The sequence below is a fragment of the Rhizobium jaguaris genome (genome assembly GCF_003627755.1).
Classification (GTDB): Bacteria; Pseudomonadota; Alphaproteobacteria; order Rhizobiales; family Rhizobiaceae; genus Rhizobium; species Rhizobium jaguaris.
Map to the genome: position 1 here is coordinate 429,814 of NZ_CP032695.1, position 15,307 is coordinate 445,120.

The 15,307-nt window shown below is 59.3% G+C and carries 14 protein-coding genes; 5 read left to right on the top strand and 9 right to left on the bottom strand.

What is annotated here, in order from left to right:
* Positions 1–78: 78 nt before the first annotated feature.
* The 9 genes from CCGE525_RS24110 to CCGE525_RS24150 form a co-directional block, all read right to left on the bottom strand.
* Positions 79–861: an ATP-binding cassette domain-containing protein gene (locus tag CCGE525_RS24110; RefSeq protein WP_120706882.1), complete on the bottom strand. Its 783-nt coding sequence runs from the start codon at positions 859–861 to the stop codon at positions 79–81.
* The gene (locus tag CCGE525_RS24115; RefSeq protein WP_120706883.1) at positions 854–3,109 is read right to left on the bottom strand and encodes an ABC transporter permease; all 2,256 of its coding nucleotides are present in this window, start codon (positions 3,107–3,109) and stop codon (positions 854–856) included. Before CCGE525_RS24115 ends, CCGE525_RS24110 begins: the two co-directional genes overlap by 8 nt.
* Positions 3,110–3,188: 79 nt before the next feature.
* Positions 3,189–4,271, bottom strand: coding sequence for a substrate-binding domain-containing protein (locus tag CCGE525_RS24120; protein WP_120706884.1), 1,083 nt, complete (start codon positions 4,269–4,271; stop codon positions 3,189–3,191).
* Between the two features lie 274 nt (positions 4,272–4,545).
* Entirely contained in the window at positions 4,546–5,616 is a 1,071-nt protein-coding gene (locus CCGE525_RS24125; RefSeq protein ID WP_120706885.1) for an ABC transporter ATP-binding protein, read from the bottom strand.
* A 37-nt stretch (positions 5,617–5,653) separates the two neighbouring features.
* The gene (locus CCGE525_RS24130; protein WP_120706886.1) at positions 5,654–6,475 is read right to left on the bottom strand and encodes a carbohydrate ABC transporter permease; all 822 of its coding nucleotides are present in this window, start codon (positions 6,473–6,475) and stop codon (positions 5,654–5,656) included.
* Entirely contained in the window at positions 6,475–7,413 is a 939-nt protein-coding gene (locus CCGE525_RS24135; RefSeq protein WP_120706887.1) for a carbohydrate ABC transporter permease, read from the bottom strand. The genes CCGE525_RS24130 and CCGE525_RS24135 overlap by 1 nt, the downstream gene beginning before the upstream one ends.
* Positions 7,413–8,744: an ABC transporter substrate-binding protein gene (locus CCGE525_RS24140; protein ID WP_120706888.1), complete on the bottom strand. Its 1,332-nt coding sequence runs from the start codon at positions 8,742–8,744 to the stop codon at positions 7,413–7,415. Before CCGE525_RS24140 ends, CCGE525_RS24135 begins: the two co-directional genes overlap by 1 nt.
* 51 nt (positions 8,745–8,795) lie before the next feature.
* Complete coding sequence (locus CCGE525_RS24145; protein ID WP_120706889.1) at positions 8,796–9,455, bottom strand: GntR family transcriptional regulator; 660 nt, start codon at positions 9,453–9,455, stop codon at positions 8,796–8,798.
* Between the two features lie 23 nt (positions 9,456–9,478).
* On the bottom strand, positions 9,479–10,363 hold the full coding sequence (locus tag CCGE525_RS24150) for a dihydrodipicolinate synthase family protein (protein WP_120706890.1): 885 nt from the start codon (positions 10,361–10,363) through the stop codon (positions 9,479–9,481).
* A 623-nt stretch (positions 10,364–10,986) separates the two neighbouring features.
* Here CCGE525_RS24150 and CCGE525_RS24155 point away from each other — a divergent pair.
* The 5 genes from CCGE525_RS24155 (at position 10,987) to CCGE525_RS24175 (ending at position 15,258) form a co-directional block, all read left to right on the top strand.
* Positions 10,987–11,196, top strand: coding sequence for a hypothetical protein (locus CCGE525_RS24155; protein ID WP_120706891.1), 210 nt, complete (start codon positions 10,987–10,989; stop codon positions 11,194–11,196).
* Positions 11,197–11,528: 332 nt separating this feature from the next.
* The gene (locus CCGE525_RS24160) at positions 11,529–12,353 is read left to right on the top strand and encodes a class I fructose-bisphosphate aldolase (protein ID WP_120706892.1); all 825 of its coding nucleotides are present in this window, start codon (positions 11,529–11,531) and stop codon (positions 12,351–12,353) included.
* Positions 12,354–12,374: 21 nt separating this feature from the next.
* Complete coding sequence (locus CCGE525_RS24165) at positions 12,375–13,529, top strand: Gfo/Idh/MocA family protein (protein WP_120706893.1); 1,155 nt, start codon at positions 12,375–12,377, stop codon at positions 13,527–13,529.
* Positions 13,529–14,200, top strand: a complete 672-nt coding sequence (locus CCGE525_RS24170) for a D-lyxose/D-mannose family sugar isomerase (protein WP_120706894.1) — start codon at positions 13,529–13,531, stop codon at positions 14,198–14,200. The genes CCGE525_RS24165 and CCGE525_RS24170 overlap by 1 nt, the downstream gene beginning before the upstream one ends.
* Entirely contained in the window at positions 14,200–15,258 is a 1,059-nt protein-coding gene (locus CCGE525_RS24175; protein WP_120706895.1) for a carbohydrate kinase family protein, read from the top strand. The genes CCGE525_RS24170 and CCGE525_RS24175 overlap by 1 nt, the downstream gene beginning before the upstream one ends.
* The last annotated feature ends 49 nt before the right edge of the window (positions 15,259–15,307 follow it).

Consider the following 15,307-nt stretch of genomic DNA (forward strand, 5'->3'; position numbering starts at 1 on the left):
TCGCTAATCCACGGCGGATTGGTAGCGTCGGCCGCGACTTTCTTTTTCCCGTGAGGTCCGTGACGCTGCGATGGCTGATCAAATGTTTCTTGCGGCATCGGCCGTTAGCGCGGTCTCTGGCGTGCCGGAAACGATGATCTCCAAGACCTCGTGCTCATCGGTGTTCTTGACGTAGCGATCACCGACATATTCGCCGCGCTTCAAGACCATGACGCGATCGCCGACGGCAAAAATATCGACCAGGCGGTGCGAGATGATGATCTGGGCGACGCCTTGTTTCTTGAGTTCCAGCATGGTTTCAAGCAGCCGTTCCGTCGCCATCACGGAAAGGTTGGCGGTCGGCTCATCGAGAATCACAACGCGCGGCTCAAACGAGATCGCCCGGGCAATCGCCACCGATTGCTGGCGCCCGCCCGACAGGCTCTCCACTTTTTGATAGACGGAGTTCACGTCGACTTTGAGCCGCTTCAGCACGCTGTCGGCATCCGCATACATCTTCCTGCGATTGACGAAGAGACCTTTGAGCGGCCAGCGGCCAAGGAATATGTTCTGGCCGACGTCCATGTTCCCGCAAAGCGCGAAGTCCTGGTAGATCATTTCGATGCCGACATCGCGGCTCTCATGCGGGCTCTTGAAGTGTACCGTTTGCCCGGCAACAAGGATTTCGCCGGCATCCCGTTGATAGGCGCCGGTCAGGATCTTCATCAGCGTCGACTTGCCGGCCGAATTGTCGCCGACGAGGCCGAGAATTTCTCCGGGATAGAGTACAAGGTCGACTTTGCGAAGCGCCTGCACGGCGCCGAAGGCTTTCTCAATGCCCCGCATTTCCACAATCGGCTGTAGTGGCGTCGCGTCAGCCATGGATGCCTTCTCCTGTTCTCGCGCCTCTCGCGATGCGCTCTCGCAGGCGTCCGAAGATATTTGCCTGGCGCACCCATATATCGATCAGCACCGCGACAATGAGGATGACGCCGATGAAGACATTGATCCAGTGCTGCGGCATGGTGAACCCCTGAACGTTGAGTTGAAGGAGTGCCCGGACGAGTGTGATGACGGCCGCGCCGGCAAGCGAGCCGATCATCGTGCCATAACCGCCAAAAATCGATCCGCCGCCGATGATCACCGAGGCTATGGCATCAAGCTCGCGGAACTGGCCTGCGACGGGGTTGAAGCTACGAAAATACGCGACATTGATGATCCCGGCCATGGTTGCGCAGACCGCTGAAAGCATGAGTGAGATGAAGCGCACGCGGTTCGTGTTGATGCCGGCATAGGCAGCGGCACGGAGTTTGCCGCCGGCGGCGCAGACCTTGAGCCCGAATGGTGTGTAGGCAAGCACGATGCCGGCGATGATGGCGACGAAAAACATCCAGATCGTCTGGACGCTGACAACCTCAGCCACCGTGCGCATGACCCCCGGCGGCAACTCAAGGCCGAAATGGAGGAATACGTCATCCATCTTGCGGCCGAGAAGGTTGTAACCCTCGGACCAGCCCGTCAGTTGCTGTCCTGCGACGAACCAGGCGGCCAGACCGCGCGCGATGTAGAACATCCCGAGCGTGGCGATGAAGGCAGGCAGTTTGAAGCCGACCGTGACGGCCGCGTTGACCAATCCGGCGGCTGACCCAGCGAGCAGGCCCATCGCTATGGCAGTGAGCGGCTCGGCGCCCAGCACCTTCAGGAAATAGGCCGCGGTGCTGCCTGCAAGCGCAAGCACCGAACCTACGGAGAGATCGATATCGCCGGCGGCGATGACATAGGTCATCCCGACTGCGATGATTGCCAGTTCCGTGTAATTGAGCAGGATGGCGAAGGTGTTGGACAGGTTCCACCAGTAGTCGGGCCTGAGCGCAAGGCCCGTCAGCCACAACACGGCTGTCAGGATGATGGCGAGTGCATCGCGCCGGGCAAGAAACTTGCCGAGCCCGGTGGCCGACAGCGCTGTGTCGGTCGCCATAGCGCCCTTGGTCTGGACGCCCTCCAGGGCCACGCCGCCCGTGTCAGGGGCCGGCGGCGGTGGCCGGCGGCGGAGCCACGCCCAGAATCGGGCAGCCGCCTGGCGCCGAATGAGGAAAGGTTCGATAAGCACGGCAATGACAAGAAGTAGACCGAGGAAGACCAGCACGGCGCCTGCGGGCAGCGTGAACTTGGCGCCGACTGCAATTTTTTCGCCGTCGATAACGACGGTGCGCGTGATCGGCCAGCCTTCGCGCAATACCTTGTCGATCAGCACGACGACAGCAGTGCCAAGACACGATCCGATCACCCGTCCGCGCCCGCCGAGGATCGATGCTCCGCCAATAATGACGGACGCAATAACGGTGAGCTCCCAGCCTACGCCGTAAAGAGGGGTCACGCCCTTGTCCTGCGCGGCCGACAGAAGAGCAGCAAGGGTCGCGCAAAGCGATGAGAGCAGATAGGCGCGAATGCGCACCCAACGCGTGTTGATGCCGGCATAGGCCGCCGCCTGCTCGTTTCCCCCGGTGGCGAAGGTTTCGTAACCCCAGCGAGTCTGTGCGAGCACATGGGCCCCGACGACGGCAATAAGGAAGAAGATCGCAATCTGGTTGTTGAAGCCGAGAGCATTCGTCTCACCGAGACGAAAGAACGGCGAATTTTCGTTTGCCTTGTCGGAGTAGTAGATTGCCTGACCCTGCGTGAATGCGAGCACGAAGCCGCGACCGATAAAAAGCATCGTCAGCGTCGCTATGAATGCAGGGACCTTCAGGATCGTGACAAGCACGCCGTTGAGCAGGCCGATCGCCGTGCCTAAAAGCATGCACAGGATCACGGACGTGACGATATCGAAGTCCAGGAAGCTCGGCGCAAAAAGCCTGGCAAAGACCACAGCGACCAGGCCGTAAGTTGAACCAACGGAAAGATCGAGATCTTTGTTGGCGATAACAAACGTCATTCCGACCGCGATGATCCCTACACGGGATGTATCGCGCAGAAGCGCATGGAGAGCCTCCGTCGATCCGAAAAACGTCGGGTTGACGATGATGCCCCCAAGATAGAGCAACGCAAGGAAGATCAGGAGCCCGGCCTCCCAGCCGCCGACGAGCTGAGGTGGCGCACGGCCTAGCGATGTCATCTTGGTGAGCCCCATGGTTTCTACCGACCAATCCCTGCTGCCGCGATGCAGGAGGGTTTGTGCCCTCCCACATCAATCCAGATAAAGCGCGCGCTTAGTTTTCGAAGCGCTTGCCAACCTTTGCGACAGTATCCTTCGTCACGAGCTGGGCGCGCGTGTCGAGATTGGCGGCGGAAATGCCGCGATCGATTTGCAGATAGAGCTGCATGACGGGCCAGAAGCCCTGCAGGAACGGCTGCTGCCCCAGCGAGCCCGTCAGATTTCCAGCGGCAATACCTTCCTGCTGCGCCGGGCCGAGATCGAAACCAAAAGCGCAGAACTTGTTGGTCAACCCCATCTGGGCCACTGCCTTGACGAGCGGGGGCGTGAAGACGTTGTTGGCGGTAAAGGCGCCGACCACGTCACCGCGGGACTCGAAAAGCGAAACAAGCGCGTTGACCGGATCGTTCGCATTGGTGTCGATGCCGACATTCTCCGGACCGGCGTCGACCTTGAAGGCGTCGAGCTTGCCGGCGTCCTTCAGCGTCTTGACGATTGCGTTGAAAGCGGCCGTCACGCGGTTGTTCACCTCAACATTACCCATCGCCGTCGAGGATGGCAGGACAATCGAGCCGCTGGTCTTACCACTTTTGAGCACGCAATTTGCGAGCGCCTCGCCGCCGATCGCCGCTGCTGACGCATCCTGACCTGTATGGCTTATGCTGCTACGGTGCAGAAGGGTCGGATCGTACGAATTGGTCGTGGCTATCGGGATGCCAGCCGCCTCGGCGGCCTTGACGATATCATTGTAGGCGCCGACCTGCGGCGTCGTCATGATAATCCCGTCAATGGTTGGGTCCTGAACGATCTGGTTCAGGATCTCGATCTCGCGGGCCGGATCGTCCACAGGCGATTCCGAACCGAGCAGCAATATTTTGGCACCGATCATGTTGGCGGCGACGGTTGCGCCGACATAGACAGGGTCAAAAAAGCCATTGCCTGCCGTGTGCGTCACAATTGCGAAGGTCAAATGACCATCAGCCGAGTGGAAATTCTTCGTACCGGGGGCTTCCTTGGCGGCTTCGGCGAAATTGTAGCCGCCAACCGCTTTCTCCACACTGCCCGACTGCGCAAATGCATGCAAAATGCCGAGCGACAGTACCGCGGTCGATGCCGCGTACAGCAAAATCCGCTTCATGATTGGTCCTCCCATGAACCCAAGGGAGGAGAGCCGTTCGAGCGCAATTTATCGAGAGTGGGGCCGAAGGCTTCCTCCCTAACTTGCTAATATTCTGCGCAATTCTGATCCAAGTAAACGGTGAACTCATCGTATTGGCGAATTTGTTCGCCCTGGAAACACCCGATGATCGCTTTTTCGTGACAGTCGCTGGATGACGGCCACGACATCAGGTAAGCGGCGACAATCCTACGAGAGCATTAGCCTACGAGAGAATTGGCGATGGCACGCCCGTCTACGGATTGAAAGCAAGCCGCTTGCCGCTTGCCTTGTCGAACAGAAGCACGCTGCCCGCATCGATCGCGATACCGACCGTGTCGCCGAAGCGGATGTCGAGCCGCTCGCGGAAGAGGCAGGATATCTGCTCGCCGTCGCAATCGAGCTTGGCGTAAATCTCCGAACCTGTGCCCTCGACAACCTCGACCCGTCCCGAAATGCTTCCCGCTTCCGCGCGAATATGTTCGGGGCGGATGCCGTAGACCAGCGGGCGTCCGCCATGCTGCGAGACAGGTAGTCCCTCCGGCAGCGGCAGGACGAGGCCTTTGTCGCTGCGAAATACGCCTTCTTCGATTCTGCCGTCGATGAAGTTCATCGCGGGAGAGCCGATGAAACCGGCGACGAAAAGATTGGCCGGGCGATCATAGAGATCGAGCGGCGCGCCGATCTGCTCGATCAGGCCGCCATGCAGAACGACGATCTTATCGGCCATCGTCATGGCTTCGACCTGGTCATGGGTCACGTAGATCGTCGTCGTACCGACGCGCTGATGCATGGATTTGATCTCGGCCCGCATCTGGACGCGAAGCTTCGCGTCGAGGTTGGACAGCGGTTCGTCGAACAGGAAGACTTGCGGATCGCGCACCAGTGCGCGGCCCATGGCGACGCGTTGGCGTTGTCCGCCGGAGAGCTGGCGCGGCAGGCGGTCGAGCAGCGTTTCGAGACCGAGAATGGCCGCCGCCTTCTCCACTTTTGCCGAAATTTCCGAGGGATTGGCTTTTTTCAGTTTCAGCGCAAAGCCCAGATTTTCGGCGACGGTCATATGCGGATAGAGGGCGTAATTCTGGAACACCATGGCGATGTCGCGATCACGCGCTGGCAGGTTGCTGACCTCGCGAGCGCCGATGCGGATCTCGCCGTCGCTGACCTCCTCCAGGCCGGCAATCATGCGCAGCAATGTGGATTTGCCGCAGCCCGACGGGCCGACGAGGACCACGAACTCACCATCGGCGATGTCGACGCTGATATCATGGATAACCTTGACCTGGCCGAAGCGTTTCTCGATGTTCTGGATGTTCACGGGTGCCATGATTGGATCCTGTTCGAAAGAGGTTGAGGCTTTGCAATCAGCCGCCCTTGACGGCGCCGGCGGTCAGGCCGGCCACGATCTGCTTCTGGGCAAATATCGTCAGAACCAGCACTGGCAGCGTCACGATCAATGCTGCCGCGGCAAGCGGCCCCCAGCTCACCTGCTCGAAGGACAGCATATTGTAGACGGCGACCGGCAGGGTGCGCGTCTCGCGGCTGGCAAGCACGATGCCGAAGACGAAATTGTTCCATGAGAAGATGACCGAAAGAATGAAGGCAACGACGATCCCCGGCCTGGCCATCGGCAGGGCCACCAGCCGGAAGACCTGCCACGGTGTTGCGCCGTCGATGCTGGCCGCCTCTTCCAGCTCCATCGGTGTCGTCTCGAAGTAGCCGATCATGATCCACACGACGATCGGAACCGTCACGACGAGATGGATGATAATTTGCGGCCAGAGCGTTCCCAGGAGATTCAGCCACTGGAAGAGCAGAAACAGCGGGATGAGGAAGGAAAGCCCTGGCGTCATGCGCGCGATCATGATGACGACCGCCGACTTCTCGGCCTTCAGCCGCGCGATGCCATAGCCGGCCGGAACGCCGATCAGCAGGGCGAGTAAGGTCGCGGATCCCGTCACCAGGATCGAGTTCCAGAAATAGAGGAAGAAATTATTCTCTTCGAAAACCTTAACGTAATTCGACCAAGCGAAACGCTCTGGGACGAAGATCGGCGGGTAGGCGCCGTTGTCGATCTCGTATTTCAACGACAGCGAGATCATCCACAGGAAGAAGAGGATGACCGGCGAAATCATCACCAGCGCCACGAAAAGGAGACCAATGCGATCGAGCGTCTTGCGTTTCATCACCGTGTCTCCGTATCCGACCAGTTCGCGCGCTGTCTCGCCATCAGGAGGACGAAGGAGAGCGCGACGATGAGGATGAAGAAGATGACCGCCATGGCCGAGCCGTAGCCGATGTCATAGTAGGAAAAGGCGGTGTTGTAGAGATAGATGTTGATCGTCTCGGAGGCCGTTCCCGGCCCGCCCTGCGTCATCGCATAGATGATGTCGAAGCTCTTGACCGCGTCGATGCTGCGAATGATGACGGCGATCATGAGGAAGGGCGCGATCATCGGCAGGGTGAGATAGCGAAACTTCTGCCAGGCATTGGCGCCATCGATCTCGGCACTTTCATAGGGTTCGCGCGGAACGGCGGCCAATCCGCCGAGCACGATCAGCATGACGAGCGGCGTCCATTGCCAGGTTTCGACCAGGACCAGCGACGGGATGACGCTGAATTGATTATAAATCCATTCCTGCGGACCGATGCCGACAAAGGACAAGAGATAGTTGAGTACCCCGAGCTGCGGATGGAACATCATGGTCCAGACGAGCGCGATGGCGACCGGCGTTGCCATCATCGGCATGACGAAAATGCCGCGCAGGAAGCCACGCAGGGGGAATTGTGCGTCGAATATCAGGGCGGCGAGTGTGCCTAAGAAAACCGGCGCGATGACGGAGAGCCCTGTATAGAGAACCGTGTGCCAAAGAGCCTCCCAAAAGCGGGCGTCAGTCGCCAGGCGGACGTAGTTGGCAAAGCCTGCAAAGGTTTGGGATTGCCCGAGCGTCCAGCTATTGACGCTCATCCATAAGGTGAAGGCCCACGGAAAAACGATAACTGCGGCAATGACCACAAGGGCCGGAATGACGAAGGGCCAATAGTTGGGAGCAAGCCGACTTTTCGGCTTGCTCCCATTCTTGACGCTGCTCGCCGTGGTATTTTCGATGTGCGCGGACACCATCACCCCTCGCTTCGGGCCAGCACCGGCTCGAACTGCGCAGTCGCGGTCTTCAGCTCACTTGCGGGGTCCGCACCGCCGATCATGTTGGTAAGCGCCACGCCGTAGATATCGCGGAACTCGGTGACCGGGATGATGACCGGCAGACCGAGCGCGGAGACCTTGCCGGAGCCGACAACGGCGTCGAGCCAGGCGCTCGGCATGGAAACGCCTTCACGCACCTTCTGATCCTCAAGGACCGACTGACGGAATGGCACGCCGGCGCCGGCCTGCAGCAGCCGCGCACCCATATCATGCGAGACCACCCATTGGCAGAAGAGATAGGCGGCTTCCTTTTTCTGGCTCGCCGCCGTCACGCCGATACCGTCGCCGAAGGTGGCTGCCGCCTGTCCGGCAGGCCCCTTGGGAATGACGCTATAGCCCACCTGACCGACAACGCGGGATTTTTCCGGGTTTTCGATCGGCGGTGCAAAGCCGACGCCATCGAACCACATGCCGATCTTGCCCTGCAGGAACGCGGATTGAGACTCGGCCCAGTTGAAGCCGGAGACGCCCGGAGGTGCGGCCTTGGTCATCAGACGCTGATAGAGCTTGGCAGCCTCCACCGCTTCCGGCGAGGTGGTGCGCAATTTGCCGTCCGGCGAAAGCGGCGTCGTGCCGTAGCCGAGCATGAAGGCTGTCCAGACCGGGGTGTTGGCATTCTTGAGGCCGCGGGCGACGAAGCCGTAGGTGTTGGTCGATTTGTCCGTGAGCGCTTCCGCGGCATTCGCCATATCGTCGAAGGTTTGCGGGAAGGCGAGCCCCTTCTTTTCAAATAGGGCCTTGTTCCAATAGACGATCCAGTAATCGACCGAGAAGGGCAGGGAGCGCAGGACGCCATTGGAATCCTTGGCGAACTTCAAGCCTGCCTCGGCAAAATCGCTTTCGACCAGCGATGGATCCGTCAAGGAAGGATCTTTCAGGAAACCGCTGATGTCGGCGAGCCAGCCACCCTTTTCGAACTGCCGCTTCTGCACGTGGTAGCTCAGATGCACGACGTCGAAGCTCGGCTTCCCGGAGCTCAGTTCAATCGTCGTTTTCTGGCGCTGCTGCTGTTCCGGCGTCGCCTCTGCATTCACCTTGATGCCGGTCAGCGCCTCGAATTCGCTGAGATATTTGAGGATGGTTTCGCTGCGCGGGCTCTTGACCAGATTGACTTCCAACGTGGTCCCGGCAAACCGTTTCCAATCCACCGACGCGGATGCCGCGCGTATGCCGAGCAGGCTTGCCGCTCCCATCGCTGCCGTACCCGCCATGAAGCGCCGGCGTGTGGGATTGATGAATAATGATGCCATGCTGTTCCTCCTCCTTTGGCCGGAAATCTCCTCATTTGCGGCCTGTTGAATTCAAATTTTTAATGCACGATCTCTGGCTCCGTTGATGTGCGAAACGAGAGACGCGACGGCATCTTCCGCAGATCGTCTTTGGATCGCTTCAAGCACCTGCAGATGTTCGTTCATGACCGGCCCGACATGCCCGTTGATCCGAAATCGATCCTGGCTGATTAGCCGCATCTTGATCGAGTTGACGCGGTAAGCGTTTGAAATAATGGTGTTGCCGAGCGCGTCGATGAAGGCATCGTGCATGCCCCAATCCACCAATTGCGCGTGGACCTCGAGCTCCGGCGAGGTATCGCCCACCTGGATGGCGTCCGCAATATCGCGGTGCTGCTTCAAGAGCTTGGCGATCGTGTCGTCCGAAGCCGAATGCGTGAAAAGGGCAACGGCTTCCTTCTCCAGAAAGAGACGTAGCTGAAAGGCCTCGCGGATGAGGTTGAGATCGATATGGGCGATCTGGAGACCGCGCTGCGGCACGGTCTTGATCAGGCCCTCGGCTTCCAGCCGCGGGATTAGCTCGCGGATGGCGCCGAGTGGTAGCCCCGTCAGCTCCACAAGCCTGCGCTGCGAGACGAACTGGCCGGGACGCACATCGCGAGCAAGCAGATGATGGGTAAAGCTTGCATAGGCTTTTTCCCGCAACGTCGGCTGCTCGTCCATGCCATCCATTGTCACCTCCTTGTCCTGCTGGTCTAAGCCGCCTTGGACCTGAAAAGCGCATTGAACGCGCTGGTAAGATGATTCCGTCCTTCGCCGGATATTGAAACAAGCGGCGGACGAACCGCAAGCCAGATTTCGTCCTCTGAGAGTTGTGCCACCATGACTTTGACCGCGGCAGTCACCGGGAATTTCAGCAATTCCGGAACAAAATCCTCGACGCGTGGATCATCCTTTCCTTCTTCAGCCATCAACCGGATTTCGTGGGGCACGAAATTCGCCATCCCGGAGATCGCCCCCTGTCCGCCCAACCGAACCCCCCTTGCCAGGTGGCGCTCGTCGCCGATCAGGATGATGAGATCGCGATGCGCCTTCAACAGCGCCTCGGTGAACGGCCAATCGCCGGAGGAGTCCTTGACGCCGGTGACAATGTCGGGAAAGGCGCTGCGCAGCCTGCCAATCAAGGACACCGAGAGCGGCACCATGGTAACGGAAGGAATATTGTAGACGATGATGTCACGCGCATTGTCGCCCAGTTGCGCGAATACGGCCGAGAACCAGCGAAACAGTCCTTCGTCGCTGACGTTTTTGAAATAGAAAGGCGGTGCAAGCAGGATGTTGCGCACGCCTTTGGTCAGCGCGAATCCCGCTTGGGCGGCGGCGTCCTCAACGGAATCCGCCATGACACCCACGATGATCTGGTTTGGCGCCACGCCTGCTTCCAGGAAGGCACTGATCACCTCTCCTCGCTCCTGCGTTCCGATAGAGGATCCCTCGCCAGTGGTGCCGAAAAGCGTGACGCTCGAGCATCCCGACGCAAGGCTTCGTTCGGCCTGGTTGATCATTGGGCCAATCGCGATATCGCCGTTGGTATCGAAGGGCGTCGTCAGCGCGACCGATAGACCGAATTTGCGAGACAAATTTCATTCCTCCAAGTGTGCTGTCAGTACATACAGGCTAACATGTTAGTTGTATAGCTAGAATCGTACAGTCAGCGTCGATGGGTAAAAAAGTCGGATGGAGCGAGCCGATACGCACTGGCCGGCTGTCGCTTAAGCGACAATGCAATGATTTGGGCTGTTTCCTTGTGGGGCGCAAGCGGTGCGGATTACACTCCTCATCCGCAAAAGTGGCCCCGACGAAGGACCCGCGACCATGTTGGAACAAACGACAATCGCTGACGTTCATCCCTCGGCTGGATGAGCCGGCCAATTTAATGACATTGATGAAAACCCGTCGTTGTCGCCCCTCACGCCGACGGCGGGTTTTGTTATATCGCGCGAAGGTCGCGGTCGAAGGTCTTTCGCCTTGTGACCTCGGGAATTGGAACCAAAAGCTGCGATAAATCGTTAGTATTTCAGGACTTGTGTATTGCAAGTCACAATATCCGCACTCTCACTTCTAGCCCTGCTTACAACGGGGCTCTTTTTTGTCGAAGATCTTTGAGGCGGGCAAACCCCTAACACTATTGTGTTGGAATTCATTTCAGTTGAAAATGCATTGTTTGCCGCTGTGGCGATGGCGATGGGGCGAAAGAATTGCCATGATCAAGGAGTATCTCAGCAAGCATGAAATGGCTCTGGATTCAACGGATTTAAACATCTGCCAACGCGCTTTTGATGCCATTTTGATCAAACTCAATGTTGCGCGCGATACCGAAGAAGCCGAGCAAATTGCGGCAATGGTCATTGAACTCTATCGGCAAGGGGTTCACGACGAAAATCAGCTCGTGACACTTGTCGGCGTCAAATGACGGCAAGCATTAGCCTCTCCGGGGGGGCGGCAATTTCGCACGCAATGGAACAAATCCCGCCGGTTGCTGTTTGGCCATTGGTTGATAAGCGGCAGCGCTGAACAACCAGCCGTCACCAAAGCCCGTCGTTGGTCTGGCCCCCTCGCCAGCGGCGGGTTTCCCCGTAGGAATCTCCTGAAGCGGGAGTTGTTTGCACGGCTGCTTTCTGTCGACGCTTATTTTGGTCAGGCATGAATCCGGCGAAATGTGGAAACGTTACCACATCGCTCTTGACTCAAAATTCCGGTTCCCTAATGTGGGTGTGGAAACGTTACCGCATTGGGAGGAACTTGATGAAGTCCGCGCGGCTTAACCGCCTTTTCGGCGTGTCTGGAAATTGTTTCGACGTCGCCATCGATCACGGCATGTTCAATGAGCGGACCTTCCTGGCCGGCATTGAGGACATGAAGACTGCGATCAAGGTGATCGCCGATGCGGCGCCCGATGCCATTCAGCTTCCCCCGGGCACGGCGCCGCTTCTGCAGGCCATCCCCGGCAAGCAACGGCCGGCACTGGTGCTGCGCACGGACATTGCCAACATCTATGGCAATCCGCTCCCATCTGCGCTGTTTTCGGAAATGATCGACAGGGCAGTAGAGCAGGGCGTTGCGTTGGACGCCGCTTGCGTGGTCGTCAATCTTTTGATGTTGCCGGATCAGCCGGAAGTCTACCGCGCCTGCGTGCGCAACGTGAATAGCCTGAAGCGGGAATGCGAGATCTACGGCATGCCGCTGATGGTCGAGCCGCTCGTCATGCAGGACAATTCCAAGGGCGCCTATATGGTCGATGGCGCGATCGACAAGATCCTGCCGCTCGTGCGCCAGGCGGCCGAACTCGGCGCTGATATCATCAAGGCGGACCCGTGCGATAACGTTGAGGAATATCACCGCGTCGTCGAAATTGCTCAGGGCCTTCCTGTGCTGGTGCGTGGCGGCGGCCGCGTTTCGGACCAGGAAATCCTGACGCGCACAAAACAGTTGATGGAGCAGGGCGCGCGCGGCATCGTCTACGGCCGCAACGTCATTCAGCACAACAATCCCGGCGGCATGACGCGCGCTTTGATGACGATCGTCCATGACAAGGCTTCCGTCGAACAAGCCTCACGGCATCTCGCTTGACGCATTTTGGGAGGAGGAGGCATGTCAAAAACATTCCGCTTCGGCATCATCGGCTGTGGTTTGATGGGGCGCGAGTTCGCGAGTGCTGCGGCGCGCTGGCTGCATTTGGCCGATATGAAGGCGCGGCCGGAAATCGTCGCAGTATGCGATACCAATGCAGCGCTGCTCGACTGGTTCAGGGATCATGTGCCGACCGTGCGGCAGTTCACTGCCGACTATAAGGAGCTTCTGGCCAATCCTGAGGTCGACGCGGTTTATTGCGCCGTGCCGCATGTGCTTCACCAGCAGTTCTATATCGATATCCTGAAGGCCGGAAAGCATCTGCTCGGCGAAAAGCCGTTCGGCATGGACGCCGCCCAGAACCACGAGATAATGGCTGAGCTCGCCAAGCATCCCGAACTCCTGGTCCGCTGTTCGTCGGAAATGCCCTTCTTCCCCGGAGCGCAGAAGGTCATCGCGCTCGCCGAAAGTGGGGAGATGGGAGATATCCTCGAAGTCGAGGCAGGTTTCCTGCATTCCTCGGATATCGACCGGCAGAAGCCGATCAACTGGAAGCGCATGGCCGATATCAACGGCGAATATGGCTGTATGGGCGATCTCGGCATGCATGTCTTGCACGTGCCGCTGCGCCTTGGCTGGCGTCCGCAAACTCTGCATGCGCAACTGGTCAAGAAGGTCACCGAACGTCCTGACGGCAAGGGCGGGATGCTGCCCTGCACCACCTGGGACAATGCCACGATCAGCACGCGCGTACGCACCGTGGATCAGGATTTCCCGATGGTGCTGAAGACCTGGCGCATTGCGCCGGGCGAATCCAACACCTGGTACATCCGCATTCTCGGCATGAAGAAGAGCGCATTCTTCAGCACGAAGTCGCCGCGCCAATGGCAGTGGATGGACTATAATGGCGGCGCGCAGGCCTGGAGCACCGAGGATCTTGGATACGGCTCGCTGTTTCCGGCGATCACCGGCAAGATTTTCGAATTCGGCTTTGCCGATGCTATCCAGCAGATGTGGGCCGCCTTCGTCGACGAGCTTGCCGGAGGAAATGCGAACGGTTTTGCCTGCGCGACACCGGCCGAGGCGCAGGCGCATCACGCGGTGCTGACGGCGGCCCTCAAATCTGGCCGTGAGGATGCCGTGGTGCAGGTCGAGTATGCTGGAGCGTCAGTCTGATGAAGCGCTCCGAGATCAATGAAGCGCTGCGGCGCGCAACGAAGACCCTCGAACATTGGCAATGGTCGCTGCCGGAATGGGGCTACTGGACTGCGGCGGATTTCGCCGACAATCCGGAAGCGGCGCGCTATCTGCGCGCTCATCAATTGGGGTGGGATGTCACAGACTTCGGTTCTGGCCGGTTTGCCAAATGCGGGCTCGTGCTGTTTTGCCTGCGCAACGGCATCGTTGGCATTGAGGGCGAGCGCACCTACGCGGAGAAGCTGCTCTTCGTCGAGGAAGGGCAGGTGACGCCGACGCATCGCCACGCCGCAAAGATGGAGGACATCATCAACCGGGCCGGCGGCGATCTCGTTATCGAATTTGCCGCGACCGACGCCGAAGGCAATGTGTTGCGGGACGATGTGACCGTTCCGGTGGACGGCTTGCCGAGGAAGCTTGCCGCATGGGAGCCGCTGGTTCTGTCTCCCGGCCAGAGCGTTACGATCCACACCGGGCTCTATCATCGTTTCTACGGCCGAATGGGCGGTGGGCCTGTGTTCGTCGGCGAGGTTAGCCAGGTCAACGACGACAACAGCGATAATTACTTTCTGGAGCCGATCGGGCGCTTCGCCGCGATCGAGGAGGACGAGCTGCCTCTCAGACCCCTATGGAATGAGGCAGGTGGCTGATGCGAACCGGGGAGGAGGTTCGCAGCGGCGAAAAGAAAGACAAGGGCGGCATCGTCTGCGCGGGAAATTTCATTATCGATCGCGTCCACACCCTGTCCTATTGGCCCGAACAGGGCAATCTCGCTTACATCCTGCATCAGGATTTGGGTGTCGGGGGCGGCGCGGCCAATGTCGTCACCGACCTCGCCTCGCTCGGATTTCCCGAAAAGCTGGCGGTGGCGGGATGCATCGGTGCGGATGCGGATGGAGAGATCGTCAGGGCGCGCCTTGCAGCCGCCGGCATCGATATCGGCGGCCTGGTGGCGCTCACCGATCGGGTGACGGCTCACACGCATGTCATGAACGTGCCAGGCCAGAACCGCACCTTCTTCTATCATGGCGGTGCCAACGATGCGCTCACGGATGCGCTCGTCTCGCCTGCGATCTTCGCCAACTCCGGTTATCGGCTCTTCTATCTCGGCTATCTGATGCTGCTGCCCGGGCTCGACCAGATTGGCCCAGACGGTCGTTCGGGGGCATCCCGCCTGCTGGAAGCCGCTCGCCGCGCGGGGCTTACGACCTGCGTGGACTTCGTATCGAGCGAAGATCCGGAATTCGCCACCAAGGTCGGTGTCGCTCTGCCCTTCTGCGATTTCCTGATCATCAACGAGATGGAGGCGGGCCGGGCCACTGGAGTTGCTGTTCGCAATGCGAAGGGAGATCTGATCGAGGCTGGGCTTTTGGAGGCGGGCGAGCGCCTGCTTGCGGCGGGCGTCACCAAAGGGGCAATCATCCATGCACCGGAAATCTGTTTCTGGTTTGCGCCCGACGCTTCATCGATCGTGACGCGCTCGCGGCCGGTCGAGCCACATGATATCGTCAGCACGGTTGGCGCGGGAGACGCCTTCTGTGCCGCCGTACTCTACGGCCTGCATGAAAACTGGCCTGTCGAGCATATCTGTGCGGTGGCCCACGCTGCGGCTGCGCGTTGCCTGGCGGGCGCGACGGCCACCGATGGCATCCCCAGTATGGCGGTCCTCCTGGAGGATATGAAGGAGATGAATCCGGTATCCGACTAACCAACCTGTTGAACTTGCATCGGGAGAAGGTGGCACAGTGACGATCCAA

Bases quoted from the DNA above. Each gene is read 5' to 3' on its own strand.
- CCGE525_RS24115 (WP_120706883.1), bottom strand. From the start codon at position 3,109: ATGGGGCTCACCAAGATGACATCGCTAGGCCGTGCGCCACCTCAGCTC.
- CCGE525_RS24125 (WP_120706885.1), bottom strand. From the start codon at position 5,616: ATGGCACCCGTGAACATCCAGAACATCGAGAAACGCTTCGGCCAGGTC.
- CCGE525_RS24160 (WP_120706892.1), top strand. From the start codon at position 11,529: ATGAAGTCCGCGCGGCTTAACCGCCTTTTCGGCGTGTCTGGAAATTGT.
- CCGE525_RS24155 (WP_120706891.1), top strand. From the start codon at position 10,987: ATGATCAAGGAGTATCTCAGCAAGCATGAAATGGCTCTGGATTCAACG.
- CCGE525_RS24110 (WP_120706882.1), bottom strand. From the start codon at position 861: ATGGCTGACGCGACGCCACTACAGCCGATTGTGGAAATGCGGGGCATT.
- CCGE525_RS24130 (WP_120706886.1), bottom strand. From the start codon at position 6,475: ATGAAACGCAAGACGCTCGATCGCATTGGTCTCCTTTTCGTGGCGCTG.
- CCGE525_RS24175 (WP_120706895.1), top strand. From the start codon at position 14,200: ATGCGAACCGGGGAGGAGGTTCGCAGCGGCGAAAAGAAAGACAAGGGC.
- CCGE525_RS24145 (WP_120706889.1), bottom strand. From the start codon at position 9,455: ATGGATGGCATGGACGAGCAGCCGACGTTGCGGGAAAAAGCCTATGCA.
- CCGE525_RS24120 (WP_120706884.1), bottom strand. From the start codon at position 4,271: ATGAAGCGGATTTTGCTGTACGCGGCATCGACCGCGGTACTGTCGCTC.
- CCGE525_RS24135 (WP_120706887.1), bottom strand. From the start codon at position 7,413: ATGGTGTCCGCGCACATCGAAAATACCACGGCGAGCAGCGTCAAGAAT.
- CCGE525_RS24140 (WP_120706888.1), bottom strand. From the start codon at position 8,744: ATGGCATCATTATTCATCAATCCCACACGCCGGCGCTTCATGGCGGGT.
- CCGE525_RS24165 (WP_120706893.1), top strand. From the start codon at position 12,375: ATGTCAAAAACATTCCGCTTCGGCATCATCGGCTGTGGTTTGATGGGG.
- CCGE525_RS24170 (WP_120706894.1), top strand. From the start codon at position 13,529: ATGAAGCGCTCCGAGATCAATGAAGCGCTGCGGCGCGCAACGAAGACC.